The following is a 19,831-nucleotide window of genomic DNA, read 5'->3' as shown; positions in this document are numbered from 1 at the left end:
CCACCCGGTCGGTGTGCGCCGCCCGGATCCGCTCGATCGAGCTGCCCCACACGCTGCGCGCCCTCGTCACCGCGCACCTCCCGGCACGCCGCCGCGACCGCCCACGACCCGAGCATCCGAGCCGCGATCAGCCGCGCTTGTTCTGGGAGCACCATCCACAGCCCGAACTGGGGGGCTCACCACCCGATGACACCCGCCGCCTCCAACCTGGCCCGCGCGCCGCCGCAGCTCATCAACGAACTCGACGACCTGCAACAGAGCCCTTACGCTGAGTATCGCCCCAGGTCCGTGCCCAGCGCTAGACACTGACACGGATTCATGTGCATCGGTAGTGGCGCACTGAGGACGATTTCCAAGACGCGAAGCAGTCCGTCGGCCTGGATGAGACCCAGGTGCGCGGCTACCGGGCCTGGAAACGGCACACCGCCCTCGCGCTGGCCGCCTACGCACTCCTGGCCGTCGCATCCGCGCTGACCAAAGCCGCCCACCCACGACCCGTCCTGCCCGACGACACCGACCAGCCCCCGCCCACCGACATCGGCATGATCGCCCTGACCGTCCCGGAGATCCAGCGACTGCTCCGACTTATCCTGCCCGCACGCGCGAACACCGAGCCCGACGTCAAGTTCCATCTGAGTTGGTCGGAGTGGCGACGTCGTCATCAGGCTCGCGCCCGCTGGCACCACTATCGCCGCCGCTACACCCTCGGCTACACCCTCACCGCGTGATCCGATGCCAACCCGCAGTCGGAGGTGGTCTCATGTTCGGTTCCGTGAGAGGAAGCTCTAACCGAGCTGCTTAACTCGCGTCGAGCAACTCGGTGATCTGTGCGTAGAACGCGGCGGGGTCGCCGGCGAGCGACGCCTTCACCATTGCGGTCCAGTCATCGACGATCACCTCGATCGAGCCGGCGGCCAGGGCGTCGAGCGAGCGGCGCGGCGCGTCGCGAGGATCGATCTTCGGCCCGTCGTATCCGGCCGCGAGGTCCGTGTCGGCGGCGCCGAGCAGGACGCCTTGGACGAGCGTGCCCTGAGCCGCGAGCTCGAGACGGACGCCGTTCGTCATGTTCCACCCCGCAGCCTTGGCGGCGGCGTACGAGCCGGCGCCCGGGCCGGCGAACCACGACAGCGCCGACAGGATGTTCACGATCGCGCCTCCGCCGTTGGCCGCGAGGACGGGGCTGAACTCGCGGATCACGTCGAGCGTGCCCCAGAAGTGTGTGTCCATCTCGCGGTGGATCTCGTCCAGTTCGCCCGTGACGAGGGCGGCACCGGTCGAGATGCCGGCGTTGTTGACGAGGATGGTCACATCCCGCGCGGTCGCTGCCGCCGCGATGACGGACTCGTGGTCGACAATGTCGACTCGCAGCGGCACCACCCGGGGGTCGTCGAAGTCGAGGCTTTCGGGGCGGCGGCCCGTCGCGTAGACCTTGCTCGCCCCGCGCTCGAGCAGTTCGAGCACGAACTGGCGGCCGATACCGCGGTTGGCTCCGGTGACGAGGGCGATCTGGTCGGTGACGTTCATGGGTTCCTTGCTTTCGGCGTAGGTCTCTCGGGTTCGGCGAGCCGCGTCCGGCGCGGCATCGGCTACCCTAAAACTTGACGTTGGCGTCAAGGTCAAGTTGAGAGCTGCGAAGCGGGAACCAGAGGAGGACGCAGATGCGGATCGGCGAGATCGCACACCGGGCGGGGGTCAGCACGAGAGCTCTCCGGTACTACGAAGAACAGGGTCTGCTTTCCTCGGAACGCACCCACAGCGGCCAGCGAACCTACCCCGAGTCAGCCGTCGAACGTGTCCGGCTGATCCAGCAGTTCTTCACCGCCGGCCTGCCCAGCCGGACCATCCTGCTGCTGTTGCCCTGCGTCGATACCGGGGACGCCTCCCCCGAAGCCTTCGAACTGCTGGCATCGGAGCGCGACCGCATCACCGACGCCATGGCCGACCTTGCCGCCGCCCGCGACGCTCTCGACCGCATGATCGACATCGCGAACCATCCAACTCCCGAACACTGCCCTGCCCTCCGTGAGCCCGCCTGGGCGCCCTACCACCCTGCCGAGGCAACGCGGACTGCATCTCGCCCAACTGCGGCTCACGTTGCGTCAGCCACGCCCGTCACCATGTGAACACGGCACGGCGGAGACCTTCAGCCGTGACTCCTCGGCGCTCGACGCACCAGGTCGGACGCCGCACACAGCTGCGCCCCAGTCACCGCAACCACGCGCGGCACAGGAAATCGAGCTCAAGCGCGAAGGTCTTATTGACGATGAGTGGTTCTGATCCGACTACATTCCATGCAGTTTTGCCCGTCAAGCGAGTCTCCGCAGACCAGTTGAACTCCCGGGCTCCGCGCGCGATCAAAACCGCCGCATTCCCTTCCGTGAAATGCATCGCCATGCGAAGTTCGAACAACAAGCCCACGGTTGAGGTGCGTGCTTCAACACGTGCTTCCAGTAGCTGAGCTTCTTGAAGCGCATTCGACTGCCTGAATGGGTCAACATCTGGAGGCGCCATGGAGCCGCGCTCGGGGCTCCTCAGGAGCTCCTCTACCAGCATTTCGGAAGTCCAATGTGCGCGTAGGGATCGGCCTGGTCGGGACGTGCAGCGCGCGCATCGCGAAGACTCCTGGCCAGGTGTCGGGTTGGGGTGAGGCCGTGCAGGCTCCCAACGGGACGGCGGATGACCTCATTCGTTCATCGAGTTCAGGAGGGGTGGGGGCCGAAGCGCCCCAGGCGACCAGGGCCGCGAGGGCGGTCTGTCAGATTCGTTTGACAGACCCGAGCACCGAAGTCGCGGTGGCCTGTCCCCCGGAGTGTGGACACCCCGATACTTGGATCCTGAGTGATCTAGGAAGGGGTAGGAGTGCCACGCCCGTCGAAGTACACGGAGGAGTTCCGGCGCGACGCGGTCGCGCTGGTGAAGTCCTCGCCCGAGCGCACGGTGGCCTCGATCGCGCGGGAGCTCGGGGTCAACCACGAGACGCTGCGCCAGTGGGTCAAGGCCGCGGACGAGCAGGCGGCCCAGCAATTCACCAATGGCCCCTTCGAGGGCGACAGCACCGTCGTCGGCACGATCCACGGCCTGCCGATCACCGGCCAGGCCTACGCCGAACAATTCGGCAACTGGAGCTGAGGGGGTCGTCCGGCTGGCAGTGGATCTTCTCCACGTGGCGGCGCAGTGCGGCGTTCTCATGCCGCAGCACGAGCACTTCCGCGTCCTTGGACACATCGCGTTGCGCGATGTTGGCTAGGTGCCGAGCAGCTTGCGGGTGCGCCGGTACGCGAGAGAGAGCAGCATCCCGCCATGATCCCAGCCACGCGAAGCGTCCCGACGACCGCCTCACCACCACCCAAATTCACATTTCCGAGCCCCACACGCCTCCAGTGATCCACTCATCGCCGCCGAGAGCCTCAACAGCTACAGACTCGTCGCAGCGAACGACGAGAACGTATCAAAGTATGTAGTCTCAGTATCAGTCTCAGTTAGCCCAGATACGCCGGTGTCCGCCGACGTACGTTGATACGGCTGACCTGCGGCGAGCGGGCAACCACATACATCGGCGGACGCCGGGTGATCGAGCATAAACCTCCCAGGCCGAAAGGCCGTACGGGTTCGAATCCCGTTCCGGGCATCGGCTCTGAGCTGCGAGTTCCGTGCAAATGGGCGGATTGAGCAAGATCGTAAAGTAGGCCGTGGTCTCAACTAAGACCACAGCGCGTTCCCTATGCGCTCCGCAGCCTCTTGTGCCAGCCGACTTGTCACGTGGGCGTACCACCGCGTGACGCTCAGGCTGGAGTGGCCAATGATCTCTTGGACGACGCGGATATCGACCCCCCGCTCCAACGCGGGCGTCTCTGCAGAGTGTCGCACGTCGTGGATTCGCGGGGTGACAACCTCCTGTCGATCGAGCAGGGAGCATCCGTGCGAACGTCCGTCCATCGTCCGTCCGCGCGCTGTACTGCGCAGACGCGCGCGAGGCTGTGGACGTCCGCGCGGACGCGGACGACTAGGCGGCGGGTGACTCACGGTGCTCGGCGTCGATCGGCGGCCCGCCAGCCGCCTTGGGAGGCCTGGGCGGGCGGCCGTCGCGGGCGTGCTGCTGCAGTGCCTAGTGCCCGACGGCAGTATGCAGGGCCGCCCGATTGCAGGCCACTAGCGATGAATGAGCGCCGAGACGCGGGCCACTGCCTCGAAGATGAGCGGTGTCGCTTCGGTCATCGCCTCGGCGACGATCGTTTCGTCGGCGCAGCGGTAGAGGATCTCGGCGAGGCGGTCCTTTGCGGCGGTGAGTTCGCCGTTCGGCGTTGTCGTCATGTCGCAATAGGTCAACGCGTCGTCGAGCAGACCACCGACGGGTGGGAACTCCTTCTCGAGGATCGCGTCCATGCCTCGGAGCCTTGCTTCGATGGATGCACACGTGTGGTGGGCGACGAGCGAGCAGAGCCGCGGATCGGCAGCCTCGACGTCGCGCAGATAGCGTGCGCCGTCGAGTTGGTGCATGCCTGACTTTGCGAGGTCGGGCGCGTAGCCGATGTCGTGTAGCCAGGCCGCGGCGGCGAGGATTTCCGCGTCCTGGCCGAGGATGTCCGCGAGCAGTTCGGCAAGGTGGCCGACGCCCTGGCTGTGCGCCCAGCGGCGCGGCAACGGCTTGGCGAGGAGCTGCTCGGCGAGACCACGAGCCCACGGGAGGAGTTCCATGGCTACAAACGTAGCTGCCTCGCGGATGCGCCCCGGCGTAGCCGCGGAGCATCATTAGACGCCGTTGGCGTCGCCGTCCTGATCGAATATCAGCCCGTGGGCTGGACGGTGGCCTGGTAGACGGCGTTGAAGGAAGCTGCGATCTCGCGGAGGCCGTTTCTAATCCATTCAGTCAGCGTGCCCTCGTGGACGCCGTCGGGGTCGCCAACGCCGTACGCGTCGATGCCGGCGGCCCGGCAGAGGTAGGTGGCGCGGGGGACGTGGAAGGTCTGGCTGACGAGGATTGCCTTGCTGACACCGAAGACGTGCTTCGCTCGGGCGCAGCTGTCCCAGGTGTCGAAGCCCGCGTTGTCGAGGACGATCAGGTTGTCGGGGACGCCGCGTGCGCGGAGGTAGTCGTGCATGGCGCGGGGTTCGTCGTAGGTCGATGAGGCGTCGTCGCCGGTGACGAGGAAGACCTTGAACTTGCCCGCGTGCCAGAGCTGCAGCGCGAGATCCAGCCTCCCCTGGAGGTAGCCGCCGGGCTGGTCGCCTTCCACGCCTGCGCCGAAGACGATGCCTACGGGCTCGGCGGGGACTTGGTCCGCCGTGTATACGTACGGGTCGCCCTGCGCGCGCACGAAGATGATCGGGACGAAGAGCAGGATCGTCGCCAGGGACAGCAGTTGGAAGCTGCGGCGCTGGCCTGCGTGTGTACGGAGACTGAGGGGACGTAGCAGACGTCGAACGCGAGCGAGAACGCGCTGGAGGGCGGCGAGTACTCGCTGAAGGGTGTGGGGCACGTGGTGCACGTTGGTGATTACGCGGATTAGGGGGGTGTGGTTGCCGTGGTTGCCATGTTGCCAGTGCGGGCGCGATCGCCAATGCGTGCCAGCGCGGGCGCGGGCGCCAATGCGTGCGGCGCGGGCATCGGCAGGCACCGCCGCACCAACAACAGCCCGTCAGCCCTCGGAATCGGTTCTCCGATTCCGAGGGCTGACGGGCTTCTGAACTGACTGCCTATGCGCTGACCGCCACTACGGGACGGCTACTACAGCCGCCGACCGCGGTCTCAGGCCGCGACCTTCTCCATCGGGGTGTCGGCCTTGGCGCCCTCGATGGCCGGGACCGGCGCGGGAACAGCGACCTCGGTGAACTCGCCGCGGGGGCTTTCGAACGCGGTCAGGGAGACGGCCTCGCGGCGGAAGAAGCCGGCGAGCATCCAGTCCATGCAGACGCGCACCTTGCGGTTGAAGGTGGGGACCCGGCTGACGTTGTACGCGCGGTGCATGAACCAGGCGGGCCAGCCGCGCAGCTTCGTGCCGTAGACGTTCGCGACGCCCTTGCCGATGCCGAGGCCGGCGACGGAACCGACGTGCTTGTGCACGTAGTCGTTGATGTTCTTGCCGCGCAGGGCCGCGACGATGTTCTCGGCGAGGACCTTGGCCTGGCGCACGGCGTGCTGCGCGGACGGGGAGCACCAGTTGCCCGCGCCCTTGGACAGGTCCGGCACCTGGGCGCAGTCGCCCGCGGCCCAGACGTAGTCCGTGCCGACGACGCGCAGGTTGGCCTGGGTGTCGACGTGGCCCTTCGGGCCGAGCGGGATGCCGAGGCTCTCGACGACCGGGTTCGGCTTCACGCCCGCGGTCCACACGATGGTGGACGCGTCGAGCTCGGTGCCGTCGGACAGCACCACGTGCTTGTCCACGCAGGAGTTCAGGAAGGTCTTCATCTTGACCTGGATGCCGCGCTTGCGCAGCTCCTCGGCCGTCCACACCCCGAGCTCCGGGCCGACCTCGGGCAGGATCCGGTCGGCGGCCTCGACGAGCAGGAAGCGCAGGTCCTCCGGCTCCACGTGGTTGTACCACTTGCACACGTCGCGGGCCATGTCCTCCATCTCGGCGATGGCCTCGACGCCCGCGAAGCCGCCGCCGACGAACACGAACGTCAGCGCCTTGCGACGGTGCGCCTCGTCCTTGATGGAGTCGGCGAGGTCGATCTGGCCGATGATGTGGTTGCGGAGGCTGATGGCCTCCTCGACCTGCTTGAAGCCGATGCCGTTCTCGGCCAGGCCCGGGATCGGCAGCGTGCGCGGCACGGAGCCGACGGCGACGACGAGCTGGTCGAAGCCGAGGTCGTAGGCCTCGCCCGCGTTCGGCTCGATGCGCGCGGTGCGCCGGGCGTGGTCCACTCCGATGACCTTGCCGGTGACGACCTCGGCGTTCGGGCCCTTCAGCACACGACGCAGCGGAGCGACGATGTTACGCGGCGCGATGGAGCCGGCCGCGGCCTCGGGCAGAAAGGGCTGGTAGGTCATGTAGGACCGGGGGTCGACGACCGTGACGATCGCCTCGCCGCGCTTGAGGTTCTTCAGAATCCGCTGCCCGGTGTACAACCCGACGTAGCCGCCGCCGATGACGAGGATGCGCGGCGGGATGTTGGCCGGGGACACGGGGGCAGGGGTGCGTTCTGCAGCATTGCTCATAGGGGGCTCGCTCACTCGATTCCTTCGACGCGTCCTGATCCTGCTTCGGTCGCTCGGCATCGAGCGGCTGTGGCCTTGCATGCGTTCCTCGACGCACAGCCACGGCGTTGGGGCAGTCAGTCGCGGAGGGAGGCGCCCCTTCAGGACACCTCGGTGTTACGAACTTCTCGCTTACCTCTTGATTATACGAGCAGCGCAAGGGTGGCAAGCCACCACCGCGGGGCCCACAATCTTGACAGTCTGCCAGAATTGTCGGACGTCCTCGTTATTGTCGCGGTCATGGGTACCACACTCTCGGCCGCCGAAGCCCGGCGCGCGGCCCTGCGCGCTCAGGGCCTGCTCGGCGCGCTGCCCGGGCGTACCGTGCCCGGCCTGCTGCGCCGCCTGGGCGCGATCCAGCTCGACACCATCTCCGTACTGGCCCGTTCCCAGGAACTCGTGCCCTTCGCGCGGCTCGGCCCGATCGGCAGACCGGCCGTGCATCGGGCTTTCTGGGAGCCGAAGGGCCCGGGAGCAGCACGCGCCTTCGAGTACTGGGCCCACGCGGCCTGCGTCCTTCCGGTCGAGGAATGGCCGCTCTTCAGCTTCCGTCGGCGATCATATCGAAACCGTAACGATATGTGGGGGATGACGCCTGATCATGTTTCGGTGCGCGGCGTGCTGGACCGGCTCGCGGCGGACGGGCCGGTGACGACGACCGAACTCGGCGGCGCGCGGAAGACTCCGGGCTGGTGGGAGTGGTCCGACGTGAAACAGGCGGTGGAGTATCTACTCGCCTGCGGTGACGTAGTGTGCGTGGAACGTCGCGGATGGCGACGAGTGTACGACCTGCCGGAGCGAGCGCTGCCCGAGGCGGCTCTGCACGACGAACTGACCGACCACCAGTGTCATGTCGAGTTGCTGGCGCGCGCGGGGCGGGCGCTGGGCGTCGGCACGAAGGCCGATCTGAACGACTACTACCGGCTGCGGAATGTCGCCAAGTTCGCTGACGTCGCCGAGGAGGCCGGCCTGGTTCCGGTGGAGGTCGAGGGCTGGGGGCAGCCGGCCTGGGCTTCGCCGGAGGCGCTGGAGTTCCTGGAGTCGGGCGGTCGCGGGCGGCATCGCACGACGCTGCTGTCCCCGTTCGACTCGCTGATCTGGGAGCGGGCACGCACGGAGCGTATGTTCGGGCTCACCCATCGGCTCGAGGCATATGTGCCGAAAGCGAAGCGGGTGCACGGGTACTACGCGATGCCGCTGCTGCACGGCGGGGAGCTGCTTGGCCGGGCGGATCCTGCGCGGGAGACGACGAAGTCAGGCGACGTGCTGATCGCGCGTCAGGCCTCGCTGCACACGCTGCGGGCGGTGGAGCCGATGGCGAAGGCGCTGTGGGAAGCGGCGGCCTGGGTCGGGTGCGAGCGGGTCCGTGTGGAGCGGGTCGTGCCGGGCGAGCTGGAGGAGCCGCTGCGGAGGGCGGTCGAGTCGGCGGGAGCGGGGGTGACAATGGGCACGGACAGTTGAACGCGCGATTGGATTGAGCTGCGCGATTGAACGGCGCGAGGACGGGAGCACGGGGGTGCGCACAGTGAAGGTGGACGAGGCAGACTTGGCGGTCGCGCGGGGAGGGAGTGCGGCACGGGCAGGCGACGGGGTCGCGCGAGGTGAGCGCGCGGCATGGACGGGCGACGGGGACCGGGTCGCGCACGGTGAACGCGCGGGGCGGACTGACGGGGCGCTCGGCGGGACCGAGCGGGTGGCACGGACAGACGAGGCAGTGATCGGGACCGAGGGCGAGAGGCAATCAAGCGAGGCGGGCATCGCGACCGAGCGCGAGGGGCGATTAGGCGCGCCGGTCACCGGGAACGAGCGCGCGGCACCGACGGACGAGGCGGTGATCGGCAACGAGCGCGAGGGGCGATTGGGCGGGGCCGTTGGCGGGACCGAGGGAGCAACGCGGGCGGGCGAGGCGGGCGTCGGGAGGCAGCGGACCGCTGCGGGCGGACGGCGTGGGGGGAAATCGGGGTCGGGCGCGGCGCTGGGCGACCATAATGAGGCGGTGACCTCCGTACCGAACAGCCCGCCACGTACTCGGATGACCGGGAAGGAGCGTCGCGAGCAACTGCTGGAGATCGGCCGTTCGCTCTTCGCGGAACGCGGCTTCGACGCGACGAGCGTGGAGGAGATCGCGGCGAAGGCGGGCGTGTCCAAGCCGGTGGTCTACGAGCACTTCGGCGGCAAGGAGGGCCTCTACGCCGTCGTGGTCGACCGGGAGATGCGCACGCTGCTCGACATGGTCACCTCGGCGCTGACCGGCGGGCATCCGCGCGAACTGCTTGAGCAGGCCGCGATCGCACTGCTGGACTACGTCGAGAACTACAGCGACGGCTTCCGGATCCTGGTGCGCGACTCGCCGGTGGCCGCGTCCACGGGCAACTTCGCCTCGCTGATCAGCGATATCGCCACGCAGGTCGAGGGGATCATGGCGACGGAGTTCCGCCGGCGCGGCTACCACCCGGACTTCGGCGCGATGTACTCGCAGATGCTCGTCGGCATGGTCGCACTGACCGGGCAGTGGTGGCTGGACGCGCAGAGCCCGAGCAAGGACGAGGTCGCCGCGCACATGGTGAACCTGGCGTGGAACGGGCTCTCGGGTCTCGAGCACGAGCCGCGGCTGATGACCCGCCGAGGATTCCGGGCCGCGAGGGCCCGGGCGCGAGCGCGAGCAGCGGCAGCAGACGGCGGCGGATCCGACGCGACGAGCGGCGCCGCGGGGTAGGCAGCCGCAGGGTAGGCAGCCGCGGGGCGTCCAGCAGGCTCGACATCAAGATACTTGGCGTTGAGTTTCTTGATAGAATCCGGGAATGAGCGAGGAGTCGAGCACGGTCACCGGACCCGGCACGCCGGACGAGGTGGACCGGCTCGTCTCGGCGTGGCGGCGGGAGCGGCCCGACCTGGACGTGAGCCCGCTGGAGGTGCTCAGCCGGGTGACCCGGCTGGCCCGGCACCTGGATCGGGCCCGGCGCACCGCGTTCACCGAGCGGGGTCTGGAGACCTGGGAGTTCGACGTGCTCTCGGCGCTGCGCCGCGCGGGCACCCCCTACCAACTCTCCCCCGGCCAACTGCTCACCCAGACGCTCGTCACCTCGGGCACGATGACGAACCGGGTCGACCGGCTCGCGGCCAAGGGCCTCGTCGTGCGCGGACCGGACCCGAGTGACCGGCGTGGCGTGCTCGTGCGGCTGACGGACGCCGGGCGCGAACTGGCCGACTCGGCGCTGACGGGCCTGCTCAAGAACGAGCGGGATTTGCTCTCCGCTCTGCCGGAGGCCCGACTCGAGGTGCTCGCGGATCTGCTGCGCGAGCTGACCGTCCAGTTCGAAGCCGAATAATCGGATCCTTATGCGATGACTGCCCGCATTTGTGGGCATCCGCCCGTTCATCGCGGCTTCCCCGGCCCTTCCCCGCGACGATACCCGCCAGTAGCATTCCGCCCATGAATCGTCGAACCTTGCGATCAACGCTGATCGCCGGCGCGGTCGCCGCCTGCTGCATAGCCTCCGGTACCGCCGCCGACGCCGCGACCGTGCAGAGCCCGTCCCACCGGGGCCAGCCGGGCGGCGAATACGACTACTACCTTGCTCTCGGCGACTCGCTGGCCTGGGGCTATCAGCCGGACGCGGCCGGGAACGGCGTCAAGTCAGGCCACGGATACGCCGACGACCTCGCCGCGCAACTCCGGGAGCACGGCAACCGGAACCTGCACTACGTCAACCTCTCCTGCCCGGGTGAGACGACCGGCACGATGCTCGACGGCGGCTGCCCAGATCTCGCGGACAGCGGGCAGTCGTACACCGTGCAGGAGGACGCCGCGGTCGCGTTCCTCACGGCGCACCCGCACGCGCGCATCCTGGTCACCCTGGACATCGGCGCCAACGACGTGGACGGCTGCCTGACCAGCAGCGGCTCGATCGACCCGACGTGCGTCGCGGAAGGGGTGGCCGCGGCCGGGACCCAGCTGCCGGAGATCCTCGCCAAGCTCAAGGCCGCGGCGGGCAAGCACGTCAGCTTCATCGGCATGAACCTCTACGACCCCTTCCTCGCCGAGTGGCTGACCGGCAGCAGCGGGCAGACGCTGGCCGAGGAGTCCGTCGCGCTGTCCACGACGTTCAACGGCGTGCTCGGCGCGGGTTACGCCGCGTTCGGCGTCCCGGTCGCGGACGTCTCCAGCGCGTTCCAGACCACTGACTTCACCGACACCACGTCGCTCGGCGGGACAACCGTGCCGGTGAACGTCGCGGACATCTGCGAGCTGACGTGGATGTGCGCGCCGTCCCCGGTCGGACCCAATATCCACGCGAACAACGCCGGCTACGCGGTGATCGCGCGGGCCTTTGAGTCCGTGTTGTCGGCTGGGCACCAGCGCTGGTGAGCTGAGCGGCGTCCGCCGCGGCAGAAGCAGTAGAACAGCGGAAGCAGCAGAACAGCGGAAGCGGCAGAAGTGACGGAGGCGCAGAACGAGAGGGCGTGCTTAGATCCTTCGTTATGGATTCGAAACCGAGCAAGCCGTTTCAGGGCGATCTTGACGTGTACCTGGCCGCCCTCGACTCTGTCCTTCCAGCCGAGGCCGTCCACGGGGTCTATCTGACCGGGTCGGCGGCGCTGGGCGACTATCGGCACGGGCAGAGCGATCTCGACATCCTGACGCTGACGACGCGTGCGCTGACCGAGGACGAACTCACGGGCCTCGGTCAGCTGCACAAGACCTTGGAGACCGGGGCCCAGCCGCACACGGATGCGCACTACATCTCGCGTGAGTGCCTCGGGAAGCTGCCGCTGGAGCACGCCGCGGGGCACGGCTACGTGGTCGACGGCGAGTTCCAGCGCGGCATGTCCGGGCAGGAACTCGTCGCCTGGGCGATCCTCGACCGGCACGGGATCACCGTGCGCGGACCGGAGGCGAAATCGCTCGGCGCGGCGCCGGACGCGGGCGAATTCAAAGCCTGGAACCGCGGGAATCTCGATGGCTACTGGCGGATGCGCGCACTTCAGGTGCATCAGGCGATCAGCGAGCGTGATCCGGACGACGAGTTCCTGCCGTATTTCGCGGTCTGGCTCGGCACCGGTCCCGGGCGGCTGCATCGGACGATCGCGACCGGCGAGATCATCTCGAAGACGCAGTGCGCCGACTACACCGCCGAGCTTCTCCCCGGGTACGCCGATCTGCTCAAGCGGGTCAAGGCGAGCAGGCTCGGGGACGGCTCCGTCACCTTCACGATGAACGACGGACGCCTGCTGGGCGATCTCGTCGAAGAGGTCTGTGACGCGGCCAAGTCGCTGCCCTGAGGCTCCCGACAGTGCCTCAGGTCGTGCTCAGGTCGTGACCGAGGTGGCGAGCAGCACGCGCAGCAGCGGCAGCGCGGGTAACGCCCACAGCGAGATCTCGTCGAGCAGCACGGCCACCAGCCACTGCGAGCCGTCGGAGCCCGTGGCTCCCGCGGAAAGCGCCGAGGTGTAGCCCGCCGCGGCCAGGAACTCCGGGGATATGCCGAGGTCGCCGGGGTTCCAGTTCGTGTCCTGACCCACCGCCGGGGTGACCGCGCCGAATCCGCGCAGTTGCTCGGCTATCCGCGGGATGGGCTCGATCCACTGCGGCGGCGAGGTCGGCGAGACCTCGGCCGGACGCTGCGGCTCGGAGACGGCGCCCGGGATCGTGTACGAGCCGGACTCGGAGGCCGCGCGGTAGACCGCGGACCGCTCCTGGAACAGCGGACCCTGCTGCGCGGCGCGCCGATATATGTACCAGGACGCCGCATCCAGACCGCGCGCCACCTGATCCACGATCACTTCGACGCGATCCGCGCGCTGCGCGCCGGGCGGCAGCTTGTCGAGGCCCGCGAGCGCCTGGCCGAGCAGCGCCTCGATCGGCGCCGAGGCACGCCCGCGTCCGGCGGCGATCGGCACGCCGCGCTGCTGCACCGGCAGCGCCGGGTCCGGCGGCTGGCCGCGTCCCGCCACGACCGGGGAGAGCGAGCGGGAACGCTTGGCGCGGTACTGCGCGGCGTCGGCGAGCCGGAACAGGCCGTCGCGGGTGGCGACGCGGCCTATCGGGTCGCCGGTCGAGGCCACGCCGCAGGACATGCCCTCGCCGCCGCGCACGGTCAGCGCCCGCAGGCACAGGTCGTCGGCCGCGGCCACCGCGTCGTCCGCGGTGAATCCCTCGATCAGCAGGCAGAATTCGTCGCCGCCGAGCCGCGCCGCCAGGGCCCGGGGAAGTCGGGAGGCGGCCGCGGAAACGCACGCGCCGAGTTCGACCAGCAGTGCGTCGCCGTGGTCGTGGCCGTGCGTGTCGTTGATCCGCTTGAGCCCGTTGCCGTCGCAGAGCACGAGCGAGACGACGGTGCCGTCGGTGTTGTGCCGGTCCATCGCGGCGTCCAGCCGGGAATCGAAGGCGCGGCGGTTGGCCAGTCCGGTCAGCTGGTCGGTCAGCGCCAGCCTTTCGATGTGCTCCATCTGGCTCGCCCGGGCCAGACCGGCGGCGACCTGCGTGGACAGCGCCTCGGCGTAGTCGAGGTCGGATTCGCTGTAGTCCGGCTGGTGGGCGGTCCGCGCGGCGTAGAGCTCGCCCCAGGCGCGGCCGCCGAAGACGATCGGGGCGATCAGGGCGCAGTGCAGGCCGCGGCTGCGCATCAGGGCGACGCGCTTCGGGTCGCCGGTGCCCGTGTCGGCCGTCTGGATCCACGGCCCGAGGTCGTCCTCGCTGAGCAGCACGGTCGGGAAGTCGGTGACCGGGTACGTCTCGTCCCTCGGCTGGTCGGAGACGCTCGCGCCGAGCTGGCCGCCGTGGTTGACCAGCACCCGGAGCAGGCCGGTGTCCCGCTCCCACATGGAGATGGACACCGCCGCGGCGTCGAGCTGGCGGTACGCCTCGGCGGCGGCCGCCTCGGCGACGTCCTGCGTGGAGCTCGCGTCCGCGATCAGCTTGGTGAACTTGGCGAGCGCGCGCAGCCGGATGGCCAGGTTCGCGGCGGAGTCGGCGTACGCGGCGGTATAAGGGTCGGGAACCCCGGCCCTGTCACCCGGCGGCAGCGATCCGGGGACCCCGGGCCCGGCGGCCCCGGTCATCGGCGGCGCGGCGTGCGCGCCTCCGGGCACGAGGCCGGAGGCGCGTCGCCAGGCCGAGGGAACCGAACCGCCGGCGGGCGCGGGCGTGGGGGCAGCGTGGCTCCCGCGGGCCCTGCCTTCGAGGTCGCCGCGGCCAGACCCGTCGTCCACCCGCCCCTGCCTTCCGCGACCGGCCGCCACCGGGTCGCGCTCGGTTCTCGCCTGCCCAAGTTCCTTTCCTACCGGGTCTCGAAGCCCGGGGCGCACCTGTCAGCCGCGTGCTGCTCCGGCCGGGTCGCCCGAGATCAGAGTACTTATCTCGCGCTGGGTCTCCTCGACCCGCGGGATGTCGTTCAGCAGCACCTGGCCGTGCTCACCGGCCGACTCGACCACGAGGGTGCCGCAGCCGAGCATCCGGTCCAGCAGCGAGTCGTGCCGGAAGGAGACGTCGTTGATCTTCTCCAGCGGCAGGTCGCGGCCGACGCGGTGGATGAAGCCGAGCCGTATGATCAGCCGCCGGTTGGTGACCACGTAGTTGCTGAACAACCAGTGCAGCCAGGGGCGTACGGTGAAGTAGGCGATCACGCCGAGCGCGACGACGCCGATGGCTATCCAGCTGACCTCACCGCTCGTCTTGCTCGGGCTCGGCGAGACGGTCAGCAGGAAACCCGCCACACCGCAGCTCACCAGCAGCACGATGACCGGGAAGACCAGGGCTTTCCAGTGCGGGCGCAGCTCGAGGTCGATGCGCTCGCCCTCGCTCAGTAGTCGGGTCGGGTACCCCATCGCGTACGTTCCTCTCCCCCCTCGCATCGAGGGTGACCTTAGGTGACCACGGCTGTTCGGCTCCGTGTGGGCCCCATCCTGACATGTCGAACCGACAGAAATCCACGGCCGCCCAAGGCTTCTGATGCTCAGTTACCCGCCGCGGGCCGCAGATGAACCACGTCGCCCGCCCCGATCGCCGTTTCCCGCTGGTCAGCGGTGGTGACCAGGAGCGCCCCCGCGCGGTCCACGCCGCTCGCGCGCCCGGTCACGGTCCGCTCTCCGGGCAGCTCAGCGCGCACTTCGCGGCCGAGCGTGACGCACGCCCGCAGATACGCCTCCCGCAGTCCGGCGGCGTCGGCGTCCCCGCCGGCCTCCGACCAGCGCGTGTACCAGTCGCCGAAGGAGCGCAGCAGTGCCCGCAGGAGCGGGTCACGGTCCGTGGATTCGGCCCCGGCGAGCGCCAGCGAGCACGCCTGCGGCACGGGAAGTTCGTGCTGCCGCAACGACACGTTGACACCGATGCCGACCACCACGGCCGCCTCGCCGGGAACGGTTTCGCACAGAATCCCACCCAGCTTCCGATCAGCGAGTTCGCCCGCGGCGACGACGAGGTCGTTGGGCCACTTCAGCCCGATCTCCAGGCGGCACGCCCGGGCCACGGCGTCGCGCGCGGAGATCCCGGCGAGCAGCGGCAGCCAGGTCCACGCGGCGGGCGGCAGTTCGGGCCGGACCAGGATCGAGACGAAAAGGCCTGAACGCGCCGGAGCCGTCCAGGTACGCCCGAGTCTTCCCTTTCCCGCGGTCTGCTCCTCGGCGACGACGACCGAGGCGTGCGGCGCACCGTCCTGGGCGGCGCCGATCAGCGCTGTGTTGGTGGATTCCACGCTCGGCAGCACGCGGACGGCGGAGACGAATCCGCCGGGCGTCATCAGCGCCCGCTGCAGACTGCGTTCATCCAACGGCGGCCGGTCGAGATCGTTGTAGGCAGACACCATGCGTCGAGCCTAAGCCCGTCGGCTACATTGGCTCGGGACGCCGTCAGGAGTTCTCCGATGGACACCACCGGGAGCAGAAGAAGCCGCTATGACCGACACGACTGACATCCACACGACCGCGGGCAAGCTCGCCGAGCTGCGCGCCCGTCTCGACGAGGCGGTGCACGCCGGGTCCGCGCGGGCGGTGGAGAAGCAGCACGCCAAGGGCAAGCTGACCGCGCGCGAGCGGATCGACCTGCTGCTCGACGAGGGTTCCTTCCAGGAGCTCGACGAGCTGGCCAGGCACCGAAGCACGAACTTCGGGATCGAGAAGAACAAGCCGTACACCGACGGCGTGGTCACCGGCTACGGCACGGTGGACGGGCGCCCGGTCTGCGTGTACTCGCAGGACTTCACGATCTTCGGCGGCTCGCTCGGCGAGGTCAACGGCGAGAAGATCTGCAAGGTGATGGACCTGGCGATGAAGATCGGCTGCCCGCTGGTCGGCATCAACGACGGCGGCGGCGCGCGCATCCAGGAGGGCGTGGTCGCGCTCGGCGCCTTCGCCGACATCTTCAGGCGGAACGTGCACGCCTCGGGCGTGATCCCGCAGATCTCGCTGATCGTGGGCCCGGCGGCCGGCGGCGCGGTGTATTCGCCGGCGCTGACCGACTTCATCGTGATGGTCGACAAGACCTCGCACATGTTCATCACCGGCCCGGACGTGATCAAGACCGTCACCGGTGAGGACGTGGGCTTCGAGGAACTCGGCGGCGCGCACACGCACAACACCAAGTCGGGCAACGCGCACTACCAGGCGTCCGACGAGAAGGACGCCATCGGGTACGTCAGGTCGCTGCTGTCCTTCCTGCCGCAGAACAACCTGGAGGACCCGCCGGTCTTCGAGGCCGAGGGCGACCTGGAGCCGGACCCCGAGCTCGACACGCTGATCCCGGACTCGGCCAACCAGCCGTACGACATGCACACGGTGATCGAGCACGTGCTGGACGAGGGCGACTTCCTCGAGGTGCAGCCGTTGTTCGCGCCGAACATCCTCGTCGGCTTCGGCCGGGTCGAGGGCCGCAGCGTGGGCGTGGTGGCGAACCAGCCGATGCAGTACGCCGGCTGCCTGGACATCGACGCCTCGGAGAAGGCGGCGCGGTTCATCCGGACCTGCGACGCGTACAACGTCCCGGTGCTCACCTTCGTGGACGTGCCCGGCTTCCTGCCCGGCACCGACCAGGAGTGGAACGGCATCATCCGGCGCGGCGCCAAGCTGCTCTACGCGTACGCCGAGGCGACCGTGCCGCTGGTCACGGTGATCACCCGCAAGGCCTTCGGCGGCGCGTACGACGTCATGTGCTCCAAGCACCTCGGCGCGGACGTCAACGTGGCCTGGCCGACGGCGCAGATCGCGGTGATGGGCGCGCAGGGTGCGGTCAACATCCTGCGCCGCAAGGAGATCCTGGAGGCCGAGGACGTCGAGGCCAAGCGCGCCCAGCTGATCGCCGAGTACGAGGACGCGCTGTTCAACCCGTACGTCGCGGCCGAGCGCGGCTACGTGGACTCGGTGATCGAGCCCGCGCAGACCCGTGCTTTCGTCGCCCGCGCGCTGCGCACCCTGCGCACCAAGCGCGCCACCCTGCCGCCCAAGAAGCACGGGAACATTCCGCTGTGACGAACGGGACTGCCGCTGTGACGAACGGGACTACCGCCGTGACGAACGGGACTACCGCCGTGACGAACGCGCCCGAGCCGACGGACCCGGCCGCAGCCGCCGCGCTGCGCGTGGTGCGCGGCGAGCCCTCGGCGGAGGAGCTGGCCGCGCTGGTCGCGGTGCTGGCCGCGCGGGCCGCGGTCGGCGGTTCCGGCGAGCCGGCGCCGCCGCGGTCGGTGTCGGGCTGGACCGACCGCTCGCGATACGTGCGCTCCGGGCGGCTGGAGTTCGGCGCCCGGGCCGGCTGGCGGGCCTCCGCGCTGCCGCGCTGAGCCGTGGCGCTGTGCCGCGCGGCGCGGCGCGGTGCAGCAGCGCGATGCAAGCGTGATGCAGCACAGCGCCACGGCTCAGCGCGGTGCAAGCACAGGTTCAGAGCGGCGCCACGCGTCGCAAGGCCGTTCAGGTAGCAGTTTCAACGACACCAACAAGGAGCAACGGATCGTGCGCTTCGTCCTCGCCTCGCAGTCCCCGGCCCGGCTGGCCCTGCTGCGGGCGGCCGGTCTCGAACCCGAACGGATCGTCAGCGGGGTGGACGAGGACGAGTTCCAGGCGGCGAGCCCGGCCGAGCTGGCGCTGCAGCTGGCGATCGCTAAGGCGCAGACCGTGGCGGCGCGGGTGGGCGCGGACGCGATCGTGGTCGGCTGCGACTCGGTGCTCGACTTCGAGGGCGCGGCGCTCGGCAAGCCGGCCGACCTCGCGGACGCGCGCTCGCGCTGGCTGCGGATGCGCGGCAAGGACGCGGTGCTGATGACCGGCCACTGCGTCGTCGACACGCGGCCGGGTGCCGATCCGGACGACTGGAAGGTCGCGATCGACGTCAACCCGACGATGGTCCGCTTCGCCGAGGTCTCCGACGAGGAGATCGACGCCTACCTGGCCAGCGGCGAGCCGCTGCACGTGGCCGGGGCGTTCACGCTGGACGGGCTCGGCGGCTGGTTCGTCGAGTCGATCGTGGGCGACCCGTCGAACGTCGTCGGGCTCTCGCTGCCGCTGCTGCGCCGGCTGCTCGGCGAGGTCGGGACGAGCGTGCCCGAGCTCTGGCGCTCGCACCCGGTCCCGGCTGCGGCCGCTGCGGACTGACTCACCGGCCGGCCGAAGTCTCGGCCGCGGTCGCGATCGCGAGGACCGCGGCGAGCTCGGGCTCGCTCGCGTTGCCACCGCTGCAGATCACTCCGACGCGGCGACCCTCGTACTCGGCGCGGCGCGCCCAGAGACCGGCCAGCGCGGCGGCCCCCGCGCCCTCGGCCATCGTGTGCGCCGCGCTCAGCAGCAGACGCTGGGCGGCGCGGATCTCCCCGTCGTCGAGCAGCAGGAAATCGTACAGGAGAGCACGCATCACCGCCTGTGGGAGCGCGAAGGAGTGGCCGGTGGACAGGCCTTCGATGGCGGTGCGGTTGGGCCGATCGACGAGGGTCCCGGTGCGCCAGGACTCGTACGCCGAGGGAGCCTGCGCCGACTGGATGCCGATGACGCGGCAGCCGGGCGCCAGCTCGGCCGCGGCGATGCAGGCGCCCGCCACGCCGGTCCCGGAACCCACCGGCACGAAGATCGCGTCGAGGTCCGGCGCCCGCTCGAGCAGTTCGACGGTGGCGGTGGCGACGCCGGCGATCAGCGCGGACTCCTCGCCCGAGTTCACGAAGTAGGCGCCGGTCTCCGCCGCGATCCGCTCGGCGATCTCGCAGCACTCGTCGAAGACCTCGCCCTCGAGCACGAGGCGGGCGCCGAGGGCCCGCACGGAAGCCGCCTTGGCCGGGTTCGCCTTCTCCGGCATGACGATCGTGCACGGCGCGCCGAAGAGGGCGGCGGCGTAGGCGACGGACTGCGCGTGGTTGCCGGTCGACGCCGCGACCACGCCTTTGGCCAGCTGCTCTGCCGTGAAGGAGGCCAACAGCGTGATGCCGCCGCGCACCTTGAACGCGCCCACCGGCTGGACGTTCTCGTGCTTGACCCACACTTCCGCGCCGACGGCCGCGTCGAGCACCGGGTAGTGCCACGCCGGGGTCGGCGGCAGGTGCTCGGCGATGACCCGGCGGGCGGCGAGGACATCGGCGAACTCAGGAGTCTTCATAGGCCGATCCTGCCAAGGCCGTCGCGTGGGCGCCACGCAGGAGCGGAGGCCAATCGCCGATCAGT

At 69.6% G+C, this 19,831-nt stretch carries 21 protein-coding genes; 11 read left to right on the top strand and 10 right to left on the bottom strand.

Annotated features, from left to right (window positions below; translation table 11 throughout):
* The first annotated feature begins 392 nt into the window (after window positions 1-392).
* Window positions 393-728: a hypothetical protein gene (locus VG296_RS20090; protein WP_325567820.1), complete on the top strand. Its 336-nt coding sequence runs from the start codon at window positions 393-395 to the stop codon at window positions 726-728.
* Between the two features lie 70 nt (window positions 729-798).
* Here VG296_RS20090 and VG296_RS20085 read toward each other — a convergent pair whose 3' ends face one another.
* Entirely contained in the window at window positions 799-1,524 is a 726-nt protein-coding gene (locus VG296_RS20085) for an SDR family oxidoreductase (protein ID WP_349259637.1), read from the bottom strand.
* A 134-nt stretch (window positions 1,525-1,658) separates the two neighbouring features.
* On the opposite strand from VG296_RS20085, the gene VG296_RS20080 reads away from it, so the two are divergent.
* Window positions 1,659-2,123 carry a MerR family transcriptional regulator gene (locus tag VG296_RS20080; RefSeq protein WP_325567816.1) on the top strand — a complete coding sequence of 155 codons (465 nt, stop codon included), beginning with the start codon at window positions 1,659-1,661 and terminating at the stop codon, window positions 2,121-2,123.
* 82 nt (window positions 2,124-2,205) lie between these two features.
* On the opposite strand, the gene VG296_RS20075 is transcribed toward VG296_RS20080, so the two are convergent.
* Window positions 2,206-2,553, bottom strand: coding sequence for a hypothetical protein (locus tag VG296_RS20075; RefSeq protein ID WP_325567814.1), 348 nt, complete (start codon window positions 2,551-2,553; stop codon window positions 2,206-2,208).
* 306 nt (window positions 2,554-2,859) lie between these two features.
* Between VG296_RS20075 and VG296_RS20070 the strand changes: the two genes are divergently transcribed.
* Window positions 2,860-3,129, top strand: coding sequence for a transposase (locus tag VG296_RS20070; protein ID WP_325567812.1), 270 nt, complete (start codon window positions 2,860-2,862; stop codon window positions 3,127-3,129).
* Window positions 3,130-3,699: 570 nt separating this feature from the next.
* On the opposite strand, the gene VG296_RS32960 is transcribed toward VG296_RS20070, so the two are convergent.
* The 4 genes from VG296_RS32960 to VG296_RS20055 all read right to left on the bottom strand — a co-directional run bounded on the left by VG296_RS32960 (window position 3,700) and on the right by VG296_RS20055 (window position 7,159).
* Complete coding sequence (locus tag VG296_RS32960; RefSeq protein ID WP_349259634.1) at window positions 3,700-3,936, bottom strand: tyrosine-type recombinase/integrase; 237 nt, start codon at window positions 3,934-3,936, stop codon at window positions 3,700-3,702.
* A gap of 213 nt (window positions 3,937-4,149) precedes the next feature.
* Window positions 4,150-4,695 (bottom strand): HD domain-containing protein, encoded by a 546-nt coding sequence (locus tag VG296_RS20065; protein ID WP_325567810.1) that lies wholly within the window; start codon window positions 4,693-4,695, stop codon window positions 4,150-4,152.
* Window positions 4,696-4,784: 89 nt separating this feature from the next.
* The gene (locus VG296_RS20060) at window positions 4,785-5,477 is read right to left on the bottom strand and encodes a SanA/YdcF family protein (protein ID WP_325567808.1); all 693 of its coding nucleotides are present in this window, start codon (window positions 5,475-5,477) and stop codon (window positions 4,785-4,787) included.
* A gap of 269 nt (window positions 5,478-5,746) precedes the next feature.
* Window positions 5,747-7,159, bottom strand: a complete 1,413-nt coding sequence (locus VG296_RS20055) for an NAD(P)/FAD-dependent oxidoreductase (protein ID WP_325567806.1) — start codon at window positions 7,157-7,159, stop codon at window positions 5,747-5,749.
* Between the two features lie 279 nt (window positions 7,160-7,438).
* Here VG296_RS20055 and VG296_RS20050 point away from each other — a divergent pair, with 279 nt between their 5' ends.
* From VG296_RS20050 to VG296_RS20030, 5 genes are all read left to right on the top strand, one after another.
* A complete protein-coding gene (locus VG296_RS20050; RefSeq protein WP_349259636.1) occupies window positions 7,439-8,659 on the top strand; it encodes a winged helix-turn-helix domain-containing protein in 1,221 nt (406 codons plus the stop codon).
* A 571-nt stretch (window positions 8,660-9,230) separates the two neighbouring features.
* Window positions 9,231-9,914, top strand: a complete 684-nt coding sequence (locus tag VG296_RS20045; RefSeq protein ID WP_349259635.1) for a TetR/AcrR family transcriptional regulator — start codon at window positions 9,231-9,233, stop codon at window positions 9,912-9,914.
* 85 nt (window positions 9,915-9,999) lie between these two features.
* A complete protein-coding gene (locus tag VG296_RS20040; RefSeq protein ID WP_325567800.1) occupies window positions 10,000-10,527 on the top strand; it encodes a MarR family winged helix-turn-helix transcriptional regulator in 528 nt (175 codons plus the stop codon).
* A 104-nt stretch (window positions 10,528-10,631) separates the two neighbouring features.
* A complete protein-coding gene (locus tag VG296_RS20035) occupies window positions 10,632-11,567 on the top strand; it encodes an SGNH/GDSL hydrolase family protein (protein WP_325567798.1) in 936 nt (311 codons plus the stop codon).
* A 113-nt stretch (window positions 11,568-11,680) separates the two neighbouring features.
* Window positions 11,681-12,481: a nucleotidyltransferase domain-containing protein gene (locus tag VG296_RS20030; RefSeq protein WP_325567796.1), complete on the top strand. Its 801-nt coding sequence runs from the start codon at window positions 11,681-11,683 to the stop codon at window positions 12,479-12,481.
* A gap of 27 nt (window positions 12,482-12,508) precedes the next feature.
* Here the strand turns inward: VG296_RS20030 and VG296_RS20025 are convergent, their stop codons facing one another.
* The 3 genes from VG296_RS20025 to VG296_RS20015 all read right to left on the bottom strand — a co-directional run bounded on the left by VG296_RS20025 (window position 12,509) and on the right by VG296_RS20015 (window position 16,002).
* Window positions 12,509-14,410, bottom strand: a complete 1,902-nt coding sequence (locus VG296_RS20025; protein ID WP_325567794.1) for a GGDEF domain-containing protein — start codon at window positions 14,408-14,410, stop codon at window positions 12,509-12,511.
* 99 nt (window positions 14,411-14,509) lie between these two features.
* On the bottom strand, window positions 14,510-15,025 hold the full coding sequence (locus VG296_RS20020) for a PH domain-containing protein (RefSeq protein ID WP_325567792.1): 516 nt from the start codon (window positions 15,023-15,025) through the stop codon (window positions 14,510-14,512).
* Between the two features lie 128 nt (window positions 15,026-15,153).
* Window positions 15,154-16,002 (bottom strand): biotin--[acetyl-CoA-carboxylase] ligase, encoded by an 849-nt coding sequence (locus VG296_RS20015; protein ID WP_325567790.1) that lies wholly within the window; start codon window positions 16,000-16,002, stop codon window positions 15,154-15,156.
* Between the two features lie 88 nt (window positions 16,003-16,090).
* Between VG296_RS20015 and VG296_RS20010 the strand changes: the two genes are divergently transcribed.
* From VG296_RS20010 to VG296_RS20000, 3 genes are all read left to right on the top strand, one after another.
* Window positions 16,091-17,659: an acyl-CoA carboxylase subunit beta gene (locus VG296_RS20010; RefSeq protein ID WP_325567788.1), complete on the top strand. Its 1,569-nt coding sequence runs from the start codon at window positions 16,091-16,093 to the stop codon at window positions 17,657-17,659.
* Between the two features lie 38 nt (window positions 17,660-17,697).
* Window positions 17,698-17,970 (top strand): acyl-CoA carboxylase epsilon subunit, encoded by a 273-nt coding sequence (locus VG296_RS20005; RefSeq protein ID WP_325567786.1) that lies wholly within the window; start codon window positions 17,698-17,700, stop codon window positions 17,968-17,970.
* Between the two features lie 169 nt (window positions 17,971-18,139).
* Complete coding sequence (locus VG296_RS20000; RefSeq protein ID WP_325567784.1) at window positions 18,140-18,778, top strand: Maf family protein; 639 nt, start codon at window positions 18,140-18,142, stop codon at window positions 18,776-18,778.
* Window position 18,779: 1 nt separating this feature from the next.
* On the opposite strand, the gene VG296_RS19995 is transcribed toward VG296_RS20000, so the two are convergent.
* Window positions 18,780-19,766 carry a threonine ammonia-lyase gene (locus VG296_RS19995; RefSeq protein ID WP_325567782.1) on the bottom strand — a complete coding sequence of 329 codons (987 nt, stop codon included), beginning with the start codon at window positions 19,764-19,766 and terminating at the stop codon, window positions 18,780-18,782.
* Window positions 19,767-19,831 lie beyond the last annotated feature (65 nt).

It is taken from the genome of Actinospica sp. (assembly GCF_035552695.1).
Taxonomy (GTDB): domain Bacteria; phylum Actinomycetota; class Actinomycetes; order Streptomycetales; family Catenulisporaceae; genus Actinospica.
Note: the sequence above shows the minus strand (reverse complement) of the source record. Positions and strands in the feature narration are given on the sequence as shown.

Excerpts from the sequence above, each read along its gene's own strand:
- VG296_RS20085 (WP_349259637.1), bottom strand. The coding sequence starts at position 1,524 with ATGAACGTCACCGACCAGATCGCCCTCGTCACCGGAGCCAACCGCGGT.
- VG296_RS20065 (WP_325567810.1), bottom strand. The coding sequence starts at position 4,695 with ATGGAACTCCTCCCGTGGGCTCGTGGTCTCGCCGAGCAGCTCCTCGCC.
- VG296_RS32960 (WP_349259634.1), bottom strand. The coding sequence starts at position 3,936 with ATGGACGGACGTTCGCACGGATGCTCCCTGCTCGATCGACAGGAGGTT.
- VG296_RS20035 (WP_325567798.1), top strand. The coding sequence starts at position 10,632 with ATGAATCGTCGAACCTTGCGATCAACGCTGATCGCCGGCGCGGTCGCC.
- VG296_RS19995 (WP_325567782.1), bottom strand. The coding sequence starts at position 19,766 with ATGAAGACTCCTGAGTTCGCCGATGTCCTCGCCGCCCGCCGGGTCATC.
- VG296_RS20015 (WP_325567790.1), bottom strand. The coding sequence starts at position 16,002 with ATGGTGTCTGCCTACAACGATCTCGACCGGCCGCCGTTGGATGAACGC.
- VG296_RS20080 (WP_325567816.1), top strand. The coding sequence starts at position 1,659 with ATGCGGATCGGCGAGATCGCACACCGGGCGGGGGTCAGCACGAGAGCT.
- VG296_RS20075 (WP_325567814.1), bottom strand. The coding sequence starts at position 2,553 with ATGCTGGTAGAGGAGCTCCTGAGGAGCCCCGAGCGCGGCTCCATGGCG.
- VG296_RS20010 (WP_325567788.1), top strand. The coding sequence starts at position 16,091 with ATGACCGACACGACTGACATCCACACGACCGCGGGCAAGCTCGCCGAG.
- VG296_RS20020 (WP_325567792.1), bottom strand. The coding sequence starts at position 15,025 with ATGGGGTACCCGACCCGACTACTGAGCGAGGGCGAGCGCATCGACCTC.
- VG296_RS20055 (WP_325567806.1), bottom strand. The coding sequence starts at position 7,159 with ATGAGCAATGCTGCAGAACGCACCCCTGCCCCCGTGTCCCCGGCCAAC.
- VG296_RS20040 (WP_325567800.1), top strand. The coding sequence starts at position 10,000 with ATGAGCGAGGAGTCGAGCACGGTCACCGGACCCGGCACGCCGGACGAG.
- VG296_RS20030 (WP_325567796.1), top strand. The coding sequence starts at position 11,681 with ATGGATTCGAAACCGAGCAAGCCGTTTCAGGGCGATCTTGACGTGTAC.
- VG296_RS20045 (WP_349259635.1), top strand. The coding sequence starts at position 9,231 with ATGACCGGGAAGGAGCGTCGCGAGCAACTGCTGGAGATCGGCCGTTCG.
- VG296_RS20050 (WP_349259636.1), top strand. The coding sequence starts at position 7,439 with ATGGGTACCACACTCTCGGCCGCCGAAGCCCGGCGCGCGGCCCTGCGC.